This is a genomic window from Nisaea sp., from assembly GCF_965216895.1.
Classification (GTDB): Bacteria; Pseudomonadota; Alphaproteobacteria; order Thalassobaculales; family Thalassobaculaceae; genus Nisaea.
Window position 1 is genome coordinate 1,531,705 of sequence record NZ_OZ244205.1, and the last position, 12,615, is coordinate 1,544,319.

At 63.7% G+C, this 12,615-nt stretch carries 12 protein-coding genes; 5 read left to right on the plus strand and 7 right to left on the minus strand.

Features of this window, described 5'->3' with window-relative positions; genetic code table 11:
- Positions 1-82: 82 nt before the first annotated feature.
- Both ACOOE1_RS07390 and ACOOE1_RS07395 read left to right on the plus strand, forming a co-directional pair.
- Positions 83-901 (plus strand): sulfotransferase, encoded by an 819-nt coding sequence (locus ACOOE1_RS07390; protein WP_420405696.1) that lies wholly within the window; start codon positions 83-85, stop codon positions 899-901.
- Between the two features lie 115 nt (positions 902-1,016).
- Complete coding sequence (locus ACOOE1_RS07395; RefSeq protein WP_420405697.1) at positions 1,017-4,544, plus strand: glycosyltransferase; 3,528 nt, start codon at positions 1,017-1,019, stop codon at positions 4,542-4,544.
- Here the strand turns inward: ACOOE1_RS07395 and gmk are convergent.
- On the minus strand, positions 4,541-5,200 hold the full coding sequence (gene gmk / locus ACOOE1_RS07400) for a guanylate kinase (RefSeq protein ID WP_420405698.1): 660 nt from the start codon (positions 5,198-5,200) through the stop codon (positions 4,541-4,543). The genes ACOOE1_RS07395 and gmk overlap by 4 nt on opposite strands.
- Positions 5,197-6,111: a YicC/YloC family endoribonuclease gene (locus ACOOE1_RS07405; protein WP_420405699.1), complete on the minus strand. Its 915-nt coding sequence runs from the start codon at positions 6,109-6,111 to the stop codon at positions 5,197-5,199. The genes gmk and ACOOE1_RS07405 overlap by 4 nt, the downstream gene beginning before the upstream one ends.
- 82 nt (positions 6,112-6,193) lie before the next feature.
- Between ACOOE1_RS07405 and ACOOE1_RS07410 the strand changes: the two genes are divergently transcribed.
- Complete coding sequence (locus ACOOE1_RS07410) at positions 6,194-6,970, plus strand: SDR family NAD(P)-dependent oxidoreductase (RefSeq protein ID WP_420405700.1); 777 nt, start codon at positions 6,194-6,196, stop codon at positions 6,968-6,970.
- A gap of 74 nt (positions 6,971-7,044) precedes the next feature.
- Here the strand turns inward: ACOOE1_RS07410 and mltG are convergent, their stop codons facing one another.
- From mltG to fabD, 5 genes are all read right to left on the minus strand, one after another.
- The gene (mltG, locus tag ACOOE1_RS07415; protein ID WP_420405701.1) at positions 7,045-8,013 is read right to left on the minus strand and encodes an endolytic transglycosylase MltG; all 969 of its coding nucleotides are present in this window, start codon (positions 8,011-8,013) and stop codon (positions 7,045-7,047) included.
- A 6-nt stretch (positions 8,014-8,019) separates the two neighbouring features.
- Entirely contained in the window at positions 8,020-9,285 is a 1,266-nt protein-coding gene (gene fabF / locus ACOOE1_RS07420) for a beta-ketoacyl-ACP synthase II (RefSeq protein ID WP_420405702.1), read from the minus strand.
- Between the two features lie 71 nt (positions 9,286-9,356).
- Positions 9,357-9,593, minus strand: coding sequence for an acyl carrier protein (locus ACOOE1_RS07425; RefSeq protein WP_193182234.1), 237 nt, complete (start codon positions 9,591-9,593; stop codon positions 9,357-9,359).
- Positions 9,594-9,837: 244 nt separating this feature from the next.
- Complete coding sequence (gene fabG / locus ACOOE1_RS07430; protein WP_420405703.1) at positions 9,838-10,578, minus strand: 3-oxoacyl-[acyl-carrier-protein] reductase; 741 nt, start codon at positions 10,576-10,578, stop codon at positions 9,838-9,840.
- 38 nt (positions 10,579-10,616) lie between these two features.
- The gene (fabD, locus tag ACOOE1_RS07435) at positions 10,617-11,567 is read right to left on the minus strand and encodes an ACP S-malonyltransferase (protein WP_420405704.1); all 951 of its coding nucleotides are present in this window, start codon (positions 11,565-11,567) and stop codon (positions 10,617-10,619) included.
- A gap of 305 nt (positions 11,568-11,872) precedes the next feature.
- Here fabD and rpsF point away from each other — a divergent pair, with 305 nt between their 5' ends.
- Positions 11,873-12,340, plus strand: coding sequence for a 30S ribosomal protein S6 (rpsF, locus tag ACOOE1_RS07440; protein WP_420405705.1), 468 nt, complete (start codon positions 11,873-11,875; stop codon positions 12,338-12,340).
- 3 nt (positions 12,341-12,343) lie between these two features.
- The gene (gene rpsR, locus ACOOE1_RS07445; protein WP_193182243.1) at positions 12,344-12,598 is read left to right on the plus strand and encodes a 30S ribosomal protein S18; all 255 of its coding nucleotides are present in this window, start codon (positions 12,344-12,346) and stop codon (positions 12,596-12,598) included.
- Positions 12,599-12,615: the final 17 nt, after the last annotated feature.

Below are 12,615 nucleotides of genomic sequence, written 5' to 3' on the forward strand. Positions count from 1 at the left end.
ATTACAGCTTGGCGGAGCGCTGGAGCTTGGAATATCAAAGCGCTTCTTCAGATAGCGCACCGTACAGGGTGCAGGAGTTGGTGTGCTCTTCAAGCTGCTCGCGAGACTGATTTCCCGACCGGACACGACCAGTCCCCTCCTCATCGGAGCCACAGGCGGTTCCGGGACCCGGGCCCTGCACGGCGCCTTGAAAGAGGCCGGCTTTTTCGTCGGGGAACGTTTGAACCATGCCGGCGATGCTATGGATTTCGAGCCGTTTCTCGATGCCAACATCAATCCGGTTCTGCGCGATACACGCTCCCTCGATTACGGGCTTGACGGCCTGAGCGACCGTGTCCGAGATGCCGCCGTTACCGATTTCCGTGCGGCCCTGAAGCGCTACACGCGCGAATTGCCGAGAAACACGCCGCATTGGGGCTGGAAGAATCCCCGCAGTATGTACGTTCTGCCGATCGTCGCCGCCGAATGCCCCGGCCTGCGTTTCCTGCATCTGGTTCGCGACGGACGCGACATGGCACTGAGCGACAATCAGAACCAGCCGAACAAGCATTTCGATGCTCTGTTCGGAGAAACCTACAGCGGCGAGAGCCCCGAAAACGCGATCCGTCTCTGGGCCGCCGCGAACATGCAGGTTGCGGATTGGGGCGAGCGGGAACTCGGCGACCGGTATATGCGTATCCGTTTCGAAGACCTGTGCGAGTCGCCGCGTACAATTCTGGCGCAAGCGCTCGCCGCCGGCGGTTTCGCGCCTGGCCTCGCCGAACGGGTCGGGAGGGCCGCCGAAGCCGTGATCCGGATGCCGGGCTCTGTCGGCCGCTGGAACCAGCTCGCCGATCCGGAAAAGCGCCGTCTGACCGAAATCGGCGCCGGTGCGCTCGCGCGCTTCGGCTACGAGGCATGAAAGCGGCCGACCGCCCCGATCCCCCGGGCAATATCGCGGAACCGCACGCTTTGTGATATCCAAGCGACCGATTACGCGAACCGCCGACATAGAACACGCAGCGAGTCCCCAATTCATGGCAGCGAAGACCCCGTCCAAGGAAAAGAAGACATCGACCGCGGTCGTCATTCTAGGCATGCACCGGAGCGGCACTTCCGCGCTGACCCGGGTCTGCAACATTCTCGGCGTCGAGCTTAGCGACAACCTCCTGCCGCCGGCCGAAGGCAACAACGAGACTGGTTTCTGGGAACATCTCGACGCGGTCGTCACGGACGAGGAACTGCTGACCGATTTCGGCATGTTCTGGGACGACCCGCGCGCCCTGCCTAACGGCTGGACCGGGATGGAGGCTGCAGAGAAAGCCCGCAAGGCGATCCGGGACATCCTCGAGACGGATTTCGCCGGCGCAAAGCTCTGGGGCATCAAGGATCCCCGCATGTGCCGTCTGATGCCACTCTGGGAACCGGTGCTGGAAGAGTTTGGTGCGGAACCGGTCTACGTCATCATGCAGCGCAATCCGCTGGAGGTGGCGCGCTCCCTGCACCAGCGCGACGGGTTCTCCACCGGCAGAGGCCTCGTGCTCTGGCTGCGGCATGTGATCGAGTCGGAGCGGGCGACCCGCGGCAAGCGCCGCGCCTTCCTCAGCTATGACGGGCTCATGGCGGACTGGCAGGGCACAATCGAGGGCATGGCGAAGCGCCTCGACCTCCCGCTCGACAAGGTCACGGACGAGTCGCGCGCCGAGATTGAAAGCTTCATCCGCCCGGGCCTCCGGCATTTCGCTTTGCATGACAGGGAACTCTATGGATCGGCCATGCTGTCACGCTGGGCGGGACGGGTCTTTGCCGCCTGCCGCGCGCTCGAGCACGATCCGGAGGACGCGGCAGCGATCGCATCCATAGATCTTGTCGCCGCGGAACTGGATCTGGCCGGCGCCTATTTTGACGAAATCGTCGGCGAAGCCGCTCCGCGGGAGCGGAAACAGCGCGAGGAAATCGTCGACCTGAACCGCAAGGTCGCAGAGCGCGAGAACTGGGCGACCGAGCAGATCAGCCGGGTGGAAGAGCGCAACGAATGGATCAAGGAGCGCGACGCGCGGATCGTGCAGCGCGACGCGCAGATCTCCAGCCTGTCGGAAGAGCTTGCAAACGTCTCCGAAGGCTTCAAGGAGACGAACAACCAGCTCCGGATCGAGAATGCCCGTCTGCATCGCGAGATCCAGTTCATCGCCCGCACATGGTCCTGGCGCCTGACCCGGCCGTTCCGCGGAGTTTCGCGTCTGCTCCTGCGCGGCCTCGGCGCCGTGCGGGTCATGACCCACGACATGACGATCCAGTCCGCCATGAATGCGGAACCACTCGGCAACAACAGCTTCAAGGCCCTCAAACCGAACCCGCAGCTTGTCCTCGCTTCTCCGTGGCGTTTCTTTCCGCGCGGCTGGGTCGAAATCACCTACGAAATCGACGCCAACCGGATCGCGGCGCCCTTTCTCTTCGCGGATACGGGAGAGGGTTTCGAAGAAGCCAACCGTTTCCGGCTTCCGCCGACCCGCAACGGCTTCGGCAGGGCGATCGTGCGCCTGCCGAACCATGTCTTCGCCCTGCGCTTCGATCCGGTCCATTTCGTCGGCAAGTTCAAGATCAAGTCGATCCGGATCCGGGAAGTCAGCCGGGTCGGGCTCGGCCTGACCGTCCTTGCCCGCCGACTGCATCAGGTAGCCCGGGACCGCGACACCCGCAAACGCGTTTTCGAGCGTCTGCGCGAGGTCGTACGCAAGCGCGACGGTACGGCGATCTGGCAAGGTCTCGCCCGCGAGGCGACCAACCCGCTTGCGAGCTACACACACTGGTACGAGACCTATGCCCAGCTCGGGCCGGACGACCTCTCGGCAATCCGGCGCCATATCAAGGCGCTTTCGAACCAGCCGCTGATCTCCATCGTCATGCCGACCTACAATACACCCACCGCCTTGCTGGAAGCGGCGGTGAAGTCGGTCCGGGAGCAGATCTACGAGAACTGGGAACTCTGCATCGCGGACGACGCATCGACCTCGGAGGAGACCAGGGAGGCGCTGAAGAGGCTCGCGGCCGGGGACGAACGGATCAAAGTCACCTTCCGCCAGGAAAACGGACATATCTCCGCCGCCTCGAACAGCGCCCTCGAGCTGGCGACCGGTGAGTATGTCGCCCTGCTCGACCACGACGACGAGTTGACCGTTCACGCGCTCTACATGGTCGCGGTCGAGATCAACGAATATCCGGACGCAGACATCCTCTATTCGGACGAAGACAAGATCGATGAGGACGGGACGCTGTTCGCGCCCTACTTCAAGACTGACTGGGCACCCGACATGTTCCTCGGGCAGAATCTGATCAATCACCTCGGGGTCTATCGCCGGGCGCTGGTCGAACGGGTCGGCGGCTTCCGCCTCGGCTACGAGGGCAGCCAGGACTACGATCTCGCACTCCGCGTCATCGAGCAGACAGAGCCGGAGAATATCCGGCACATTCCCCACGTGCTCTACCATTGGCGCGCGGCAACAGGCTCCACGGCGCTTTCCGAGGACCAGAAGACCTATACCGGCGATGCGGCGCTTCGTGCCATTCAGGACCATCTCGACCGCTGCGCCATCAGGGGCAAGGTCGTTCAGGGCCGGGACGTCTACAGCCAACGGGTGATCTACGACCTGCCCGAGACATTGCCGAAAGTCAGCCTGATCATCCCGACCCGCAACCGGGTCGAACTGCTGCGCGATGCGATTGAAGGCGTCCGCTCGAAGAACGATTATCCCAACTGGGAGATCATCGTCGTCGACAATGGCAGCGACGAAGAGGAAACCCTCGACTATTTCCGGGAGATCGAGAAAGACGAACGGATCCGGGTCCACCGGGACGACGGCGCGTTCAACTATTCACGTCTCAACAACGACGGAGCCCGGCTGGCAACAGGCGAGATCATCGGCCTGCTCAACAACGATATCGAGCCGATCAACGAGGACTGGCTGAGCGAGATGGTCCGCCAGGTGACGCAGCCCGGTGTCGGCGCGGTCGGTGCCAAGCTCTACTATGACAACGACACCCTGCAGCACGGCGGCGTGATTGTCGGTCTCGGCGGCGTTGCCGGGCATTTCGACAAGCGCCTCGACCGGGAAAGCCGCGGCTATTTCGGCCGCGCCATGCTGGTGCAGAACTTCTCTGCCGTGACAGCGGCCTGCCTGCTGGTTCCGCGCAGGGTCTTCGAGGAAGTCGGCGGGCTCGACGAAGAAAAACTCGCCGTGGCGTTCAACGATGTGGATTTCTGCCTGAAGATCCGCCATGCCGGGTACAGGATCGTCTGGACTCCCTATGCGGAGCTCTACCATTACGAATCCGTCAGCCGCGGCGACGACGAGGCTCCGGAGAAGAAGGCCCGGTTCAATCGCGAAGCCGAGGTGATGCGCGAACGCTGGGCGACGGATTGCGAGCACGATCCGTTCTACAACCCGAACCTGACGCTCGATTTCGAGCGTCCGGTCCTGGCGGACCCACCGCGCACAACCCGCCCCTGGAATGCCTTCTACGACCCGGACGATCTGGAGAATGAAGTTAGCAGTGGCGTTGCCTAGCGGCCTTCGCGCAGCTGCTTGACGAAATCGGTGAGACCGAGCTGACGGTCGCGCTTCAGGCGTTCGGCGGTCAGGATCGCGCGGACCTTTTCCACGCTCTCCTCGAGATCGTGGTTCACGATGATGTAGTCGTATTCGCGGTAGTGGCTGATCTCTTCGGCGGCCTTGGACATGCGCTGGGCGACGACCTCGGCCGAATCCTGGTTCCGGCCCAGCAAGCGGCGCTCCAGTTCGCGGATCGAAGGCGGAAGGATGAAGACGCTGACCAAGTCGTCACGCGCCGCGTCGGCGATCTGTTGCGTGCCCTGCCAGTCGATGTCGAAAAGCACGTCCCCGCCGCCGCCGAGCACCTTCTCGACCCGATCACGGGGCGTACCATAATAGTAGTTGTTGCCCAGGACCTTGGCATATTCGAGGAATTCGCCCCGGTTGATGCGGAGCTGGAATTCGGTCTGGTCGATGAAGAAATAATCGGTGCCGTCGACTTCCCCCGGCCGGCGCGGTCGGGTGGTGGCCGAGACGGACATCGCCAGATCGTCCTCCCGCTTCAGAAGCTCGCGGCAGATCGACGACTTGCCGGCGCCGGACGGAGAGGACAGCACCAGCATCAGGCCGCGGCGGTGCAGTTCGGTATCGTTTTCGGACGCGGAGCTCATTCGACGTTCTGCACCTGCTCGCGGAACTGCTCGACGGTGGATTTCAGTTCCAGTCCGATATTGGTCAATGCCAGCGACGCCGCCTTGGAGCAGATCGTGTTGCTTTCCCGGTTCAGCTCCTGGCAGATGAAATCAAGCTTGCGGCCGATCACCCCGCCGGCGTCGATCAGATCGCGGCAGGCGTCGATATGGGCATCGAGCCGGTCGACCTCCTCACGGATGTCGGCCTTGGTGGCGAGCAGCGCCAGCTCCTGACCGAGACGCTCTTCGGAGATCGGCGGCGATTGTTCGAGCAGTTCGGCAATCTGCTGCTTCATCCGTTCGCGCTGCTGCGCCGGCTGCAGGTCGGCAGTGTCCTTGGCCGAAGCCGAGAGCCCGGAAAGCGTTTCGAGATGCGTCGAGAGCATGTCCGCGAGCCGTCCGCCTTCCTCCGCACGCATCGTCGAGAGGGCCGCGAGAGCGTCCTCAAGCCCTTTCAGAAGAGCGGCGAGCAGCGCATCCTTCTGTTCCGCATCCTGCGCCGGATCCTCGTCGGTCTCGAGAATGCCGCGCACCGAGAGCAGGCTGTCGAGACGCGGCGGCGAGGGATAGATCTTGCCTTCGGCTTCCAGCGCCGCTTGCAGTTCGAGGATCTGTTCGATCAGTTCACGATTGATATTGAGCGCTTTGACCGCGCTCCGGCGCGCGACCGACAGGGTCACCGAGAGAGATCCCCGCGCGAGCTTCGAGCCGATCAGCTTGCGGGCGGGAACTTCCAGCGCCTCGTACCCGCCCGGCATGCGGAACCGGACATCGAGCCCCTTGCCGTTGACCGACTTGACCTCCCAGCCCCACTGCCATTCTCCGGCGCCGTCGCCAGCGTCATGGGTTCCCTCGACACGGGCGTAACCCGTCATGCTGTTGATCGCCACCGACACCACCAGATCTTTGCTATAGAAATTGCGGGCGCACTATATCCGTGCCCGCTTACGGCAACAAGACGCGGAGGCAGAGATGCATGCGCCGAAATCGATCCTGATCACCGGCGCCTCCAGCGGCATCGGCGCCGCGCTCGCCGCCGCCTATGCGGCGCCGGGCCTCACCCTTTTCCTCGGCGGCCGCGATGAGACGCGCCTTGCAGACGTGGCGGGCACCATCGACGCAAGAGGCGCCACCGTTCGCACGCGCCAAATCGACGTCACCGACCGCGGCGGAATGGAAAGCTGGATCGCGGAGGCCGATGCGGAGGCACCGCTCGACCTCGTCATTGCCAATGCCGGGATCTCGCTCGGCACAGGGGACGGCGGCCCGGAACCGGCCGAGCAGGTCCGGCGGCTCTACAGTGTCAATATCGACGGAGTCATGAACACCGTCCTTCCTGCGCTCGCACGAATGCGGACCCGTGGAACGGGACAGATCGCCCTCATGAGTTCCATTGCCGGCTTTCGCGGTTTCCCGGGTGCTCCCGCATATTGCAGTTCCAAGGCTGCCGTGCGCGTGTTCGGCGAGGGCCTGCGCCCGACGGCGGCACGCGAAGGCATCGGCGTCAGTGTGATCTGTCCCGGATATGTCCGCTCCCCGATGACCGCGGTGAACGATTTCCCGATGCCGTTTCTGCAGGAGGTCGACAAGGCGGCGGAGATCATTCGGCGCGGCCTTGCGCGCAACAAGGCCCGGATCGCGTTTCCCTGGCCGCTCTATGCAACCGTACTGCTGCTGCAGATGCTGCCGCCCGCCTGGATCGACGGCCTCATGGCGCGGCTGCCGACGAAAAGCGCGACCGCAGACTGACACACCGCCGGGGATTCCGGACGTCCCGGCCGAAAGCGACACGACGGGAGATCAGTTTGCGGGCGGAAGCGCCGTCAATTGGAATCCCTGATCTTGCGCCATTTGCGGACATTGCGGTTATGTTCCGGCAAAGTCCGCGCAAACGCGTGTCCGCCCGTCCCGTCCGCGACGAAATAGAGGTAATCCGTTTTCACCGGATTCATCACTGCCCGAATCGCCTCGACCCCGGGATTGGCGATCGGGGTCGGCGGCAAGCCGCGGATTACATAGGTGTTGTACGGCGTTTCCTGTTTGAGGTCGGCTCTGGTGAGCGGGCGGTCGAGGCCCGCGGGAGAAAGCCCGTAGGCGACCGTCGGATCGGATTGCAGGCGCATGCCCTTGCGCAGCCGGTTGACGAAAACCCCCGCGACCAGGCCGCGTTCCCGCGCGATCCCGGTTTCCCGTTCGACGATCGAGGCCAGGACCAGTGCTTCTTCCGGAGAATCCAGCGGAAGGTCCGGCGCCCGCATTTCCCAAAGCTGCGCAAGCGCGTCCTGCATCGATTTCCGCATCCGGGCCAGCAGATCGGCGCGCTGATCTCCGTAGGAGAAATGATAGGTCTCGGGCAGCAACGATCCCTCTTCTGGCACCGTGACCTCACCGAACAGCCCCTCGGCACGCTGCAGGCGATCCACGACCTCCGCTGCGGTCAGCCCTTCCGGAATTGTCAGCCTGCGCACCACCGTCTTGCCGGAGGCCAGAATATCCATGACCTCGCGCGGACTGGCCTTTGCCGGGATATGGTACTCACCCGCCTTGAGAGAACGCGCCTTCTCGAAGGCCCTCGCGCCGATCGAGAAGATATAGTCGTGGCGCACGATTCCAGCCCCCCGCAACGCCGCGGCGATGCCGTCCAGCCCGGTTCCTGCTGGAATGACGACGTTCCGGGCCACCTGAAGCGGACCGGGTCCGGTGAACTGGGCATACCCCCAGGCAAGGACGACCGCCGCCGCGACCGCCAGGACGGTGCCCCCCGAGATCAGCCGGAGCACTGTCCGCCCCACGGCGTATTACTCCGGTGCGGAGAAGATCAAGGACGCGTTGGTGCCGCCGAATCCGAAGGAGTTCGACAGGGCGTGCTTCACCTTGCGCTCCTTCGCTCTCAACGGAACGAGGTCGGCCGGGCCGACTTTCTCCGACGGGGTATGGAGATTCAGGGTCGGCGGGATAACACCGCGCTGGATCGCGAGAATCGAATAGATCGCCTCGACCGCTCCGGCCGCGCCCAGCAGGTGACCGATCGCGGATTTGGTCGAGGACATCGACGCACCGCCGAGATCGTCCCCCATCAGCCGCTTCACGGCGCCAAGCTCGATCATGTCGCCGAGCGGCGTCGAGGTGCCATGGGCATTGATATAATCGACCTGATCCGGGGAAAGAGCGGCACGCTTGAGCGCCGCCTTCATCGCCCGGAACCCGCCATTTCCGTCATCGGCCGGTGCGGTAATGTGGTGCGCATCGCCGGACATGCCGTAGCCGGTCACCTCCGCATAGATTTTCGCACCGCGTTTCTTGGCGTGTTCGTATTCTTCGAGGACGACGCAGCCGCCGCCTTCGCCCATGACGAAACCGTCGCGGCCCTCATCCCACGGGCGCGAGGCCTCTTCGGGGTTGTCGTTGAAACCGGTCGAAAGCGCCCGGGCGGCGGCGAAACCGGCCACGCCGAGACGGCATACCGCAGCTTCCGCCCCGCCGGCGACCATCACGTCCGCATCGTCCAGCATGATCAGCCGCGCCGCGTCGCCGATAGCGTGGGCGCCGGTCGCGCAAGCGGTGACCACCGCATGATTCGGACCGCGGAACTTATACCGAATGGAGACATGGCCGGAGATCAGGTTGATCAGCGCGGCCGGAATGAAGAAGGGGCTGATCCGACGCGGGCCCCGGTCGAGCAGCAATCGCTCGGTGCTGGCGATACTGGTCAGGCCGCCGATGCCGGAGCCAATCAGCACGCCGGTGCGGTCCTGGCCTTCTTCGTCTTCCGGCAACCAGCCGGAATCCTTCACCGCCTGGTCGGCGGCGGCCAGGCCGAGGAGAATGAAGCGGTCGACCTTGCGCTGTTCTTTCGCCTCGAGATAGGCATCCGGGTTGAAAGTCCCGTCCCCGCCCTCTCCGGCCGGAACGATCCCCGCAATCTTGGCAGGCAGATCGGAAACATCGAACTCGTCGATCCCCGTGATCCCGGAATCGCCGTTTACCAGGCGGGACCAATTATGCTCGACCCCGTCCCCGAGGGGCGTGACCATTCCAAGTCCGGTAACAACAACGCGTCTCATCACCAAGGCATTTCCAGAAATGTCATGGAACCCCGGGCGGCATTAACCGCCCGAGGAAAATCGGTAGCCGGTTAGTTGGACGACTGCTCGATAAAGGTGATCGCGTCCTTGACCGTCAGGATCTTTTCGGCGGCATCGTCCGGAATCTCGACGCCGAACTCTTCTTCGAACGCCATGACAAGTTCAACCGTGTCGAGGCTGTCCGCCCCGAGGTCGTCGATGAAGCTCGCGGAATCAACCACCTTGGCCTCGTCAACGCCGAGATGCTCGACCACGATCTTCTTCACGCTAGCGGCGACGTCACTCATTTTTGTTTTCCTCGAATCTTAAGCTCTACGGTTTCACCGGCAGAACGTCTGCGTTTACCGGCCTCAATATACCCCAAGAAACACGCATTCCGTCATGGAGTAAGAAACACTTTGGCAGTACGCCTATGCGGGGCGGCGGGATACCACACTTTTTTTTAATTGCCTAGCATCAGAAATCCCGGCGCCGCATCCCTAAAAACAGCCGGAAGAGCGCGCGACTCGGACGCTCCCCCGCTCCCGTCGGTCAGAGCATTGCCATCCCGCCATTGACGTGGATGGTCGCCCCGGTCACATAGGCCGCCTCCTCTGAGGCGAGGTAGGCCACCGATGCGGCGATGTCCTCGGGCGCGCCGAGCCTGCCGGCAGGCACCCCCGCAAGCAGCTTCTCCTGCTGTGCCTCGTCGAGCGCATCGGTCATCGCCGTCTTGATGAAACCCGGCGCCACGATGTTCGCCGTGATGCCGCGATTGGCGACTTCCTGAGCAAGCGATTTGGTGAATCCAACCATGCCGGCCTTGGAGGCGGCATAATTCGCCTGGCCCGGATTGCCGGTCGCGCCGACGATGGAGGAGATCCCGATGATCCGGCCCCAGCGGCGCTTCATCATGCCGCGCAGCAAGGCTCTGGAAAGCCGAAAGCCTGAGGTCAGGTTCACGTTCAGCACGCTCTCCCAATCCTCGTCCTTCATGCGCAACATCAGCCCGTCGCGTGTGACGCCGGCATTGTTGATCAGAATGTCGATTCCGTCGGTCGCGACCTCTTCTGCCGTTTTCGCCAGGGCAGCGACGGATTCGGCGTCGCCGAGATTGGCGGTCACCACATGGGCACGGTTGCCGAGTTCGTCGGCCAGTGCCTGCAGCGCCGACTCACGCGTTCCCGACAGCACCACTTCCGCGCCCTGGGCGTGCAGAGCCTTGGCGATCGCATTGCCGATACCGCCGCTCGCGCCCGTCACCAGGGCCGATTTACCGTCCAGACGAAACATATGTCTTCTCCCTCGCCCGTTCCCGGGTCAACCAGACCTTAAAGGGTTTCGAGAAACGCCGCGATCTCTTCCGGCGTACCCACGGCACGGCCGGCGAGCGAACGGTCGATCCGCTTCGCAAGTCCGGTCAGCACCTTGCCGGAACCGAGCTCGACGATTTCGGTCACGCCCTGTCCCGCAAGCCAGAGTACCGACTCGCGCCAGCGCACCATGCCCGTCACCTGTTCGACCAGACGGGTGCGGATCTCGCTCGGCTCGTCGATCTTGTCCGCCAACACGTTCGCCACCAGAGGCACCATCGGCTGCCGCAGGTCCGTCGTCGCCAGCGCCTCGGCCATGGCGTCGGCCGCCGGTGCCATCAGGCCACAATGGAACGGTGCGCTGACCGGCAATAGCACGCTCTTGCGGGCGCCTTTTTCCCCGGCGGCGGCCACGGCCTTCTCGACCGCGGCCTTGGAGCCGCTGATCACGACCTGTCCGTCGGCATTGTCGTTCGCGATATCGCAGACGCCCCCGCTCTCCGCTCCGGCGGCTGCAATTTCGCGAGCGGTCTCAAGCGAAACGCCGAGCAAAGCGGCCATGGCGCCTTCGCCGACCGGGACCGCGGTTTGCATGGCCTCGCCGCGAAGGCGCAACAATTTCGCCGCGTCCGCGACGTCCAGCGAGCGCGCCGCAGCGAGCGCGGAATACTCGCCGAGAGAGTGCCCCGCGACATAGTCCGCCATGTCGGTGATCGTCTTACCGCTCTCCGCCTCGAGAACACGCAGGACGGCGAGGCTGACCGCCATCAGCGCCGGCTGCGCGTTGCGGGTCAGGACGAGTTCCTCTTCCGGCCCTTCGAACATCAGCCGCGACAGGGGCTCGCCCAGCGCGTCGTCAACCTGTTCGAAAACGTCGCGGGCCGCGCCATAGGCGTCGGCGAGCGCTTTGCCCATTCCGACCGCCTGCGAGCCTTGGCCGGGAAACGTAAATGCGCGAACCGTCGTCATCCTTGAAATCCTTGTATTTTAAGCAAGGCCCTGTTCAATGCCTCGGCACCGGCATCGCGCCCGCGCGGAGGCGGCGTTTGAATTACCGCCGTCTTTTCAGCGGCGCCAAAGAGAACGAGCCGGAAAAGCGCTGTCAAGCGGAACCGTGCTCTTCGGTTGCACGGCTTGCGCTTTTGTGTATATTCCGCCGGTCCCGCGCTAAGGCACTCCGGTGCCGGGGCGGGGTTTTACATAACTCCTTGCCGGCCGAGCCGGCTTAGCAGCGTCCCTCGAGGGGACGTTCTGATTATCCGTAAGGAGATACGATGCCTCTCTATGAGTGCGTGTTCATTGCACGCCAGGACATTTCGTCCGCCCAAGCCGAGCAGCTCACCAGCGATTTCTCCGAGATCATCACCAACATGGGTGGTGAGATCAAGAACACCGAATCCTGGGGCCTCCGCTCCCTCGCTTACAAGATCAAGAAGAACCGCAAGGGCCACTATGTGCTGCTGCACATCGAAGCCCCGTCCGATGCCATTCTGGAGATGGAACGCCAGATGCGTCTCAACGAAGACGTGCTGCGCTACATGAGCCTGCGTCTTGAGGAACTGCCGGAAGGCCAGTCCGCGATTCTTCTCGCCAAGTCCGAACGCAGCGACCGCGGTGGCCGTGGCGGCCGTCCGGGTGGCCGGTTCGACCGTGGCGACCGTCCCGATCGCGGAGACCGTGGTGATCGCCCGGAGCGCGGCGATCGCGAGCAGTCCGCCAAAAGCGAAGCCCAGGGAGACTGATCCATGAGCACTCTTACGATTTCCCGCGCTGCCGTTCGCAAGCCGTTCATGCGCCGCCGCAAGTCCTGCCCGTTCTCCGGCCCGAATGCGCCGCAGATCGACTACAAGGACATCAAGCTGCTGCAGCGCTTCCTGTCCGAACGCGGCAAGATCGTTCCGAGCCGCATCACGGCCGTCTCGGCCAAGAAGCAGCGTGAGCTGGCGAAAGCCATCAAGCGCGCCCGCTTCATGGCCCTGCTGCCGTACGTGCTCAGCTAAGGGAACAGCCGACACCC

Excerpts from the sequence above, each read along its gene's own strand:
- ACOOE1_RS07395 (WP_420405697.1), top strand. The coding sequence starts at position 1,017 with ATGGCAGCGAAGACCCCGTCCAAGGAAAAGAAGACATCGACCGCGGTC.
- gmk (WP_420405698.1), bottom strand. The coding sequence starts at position 5,200 with ATGAGCTCCGCGTCCGAAAACGATACCGAACTGCACCGCCGCGGCCTG.
- ACOOE1_RS07410 (WP_420405700.1), top strand. The coding sequence starts at position 6,194 with ATGCATGCGCCGAAATCGATCCTGATCACCGGCGCCTCCAGCGGCATC.
- fabF (WP_420405702.1), bottom strand. The coding sequence starts at position 9,285 with ATGAGACGCGTTGTTGTTACCGGACTTGGAATGGTCACGCCCCTCGGG.
- ACOOE1_RS07425 (WP_193182234.1), bottom strand. The coding sequence starts at position 9,593 with ATGAGTGACGTCGCCGCTAGCGTGAAGAAGATCGTGGTCGAGCATCTC.
- fabG (WP_420405703.1), bottom strand. The coding sequence starts at position 10,578 with ATGTTTCGTCTGGACGGTAAATCGGCCCTGGTGACGGGCGCGAGCGGC.
- fabD (WP_420405704.1), bottom strand. The coding sequence starts at position 11,567 with ATGACGACGGTTCGCGCATTTACGTTTCCCGGCCAAGGCTCGCAGGCG.
- rpsF (WP_420405705.1), top strand. The coding sequence starts at position 11,873 with ATGCCTCTCTATGAGTGCGTGTTCATTGCACGCCAGGACATTTCGTCC.
- rpsR (WP_193182243.1), top strand. The coding sequence starts at position 12,344 with ATGAGCACTCTTACGATTTCCCGCGCTGCCGTTCGCAAGCCGTTCATG.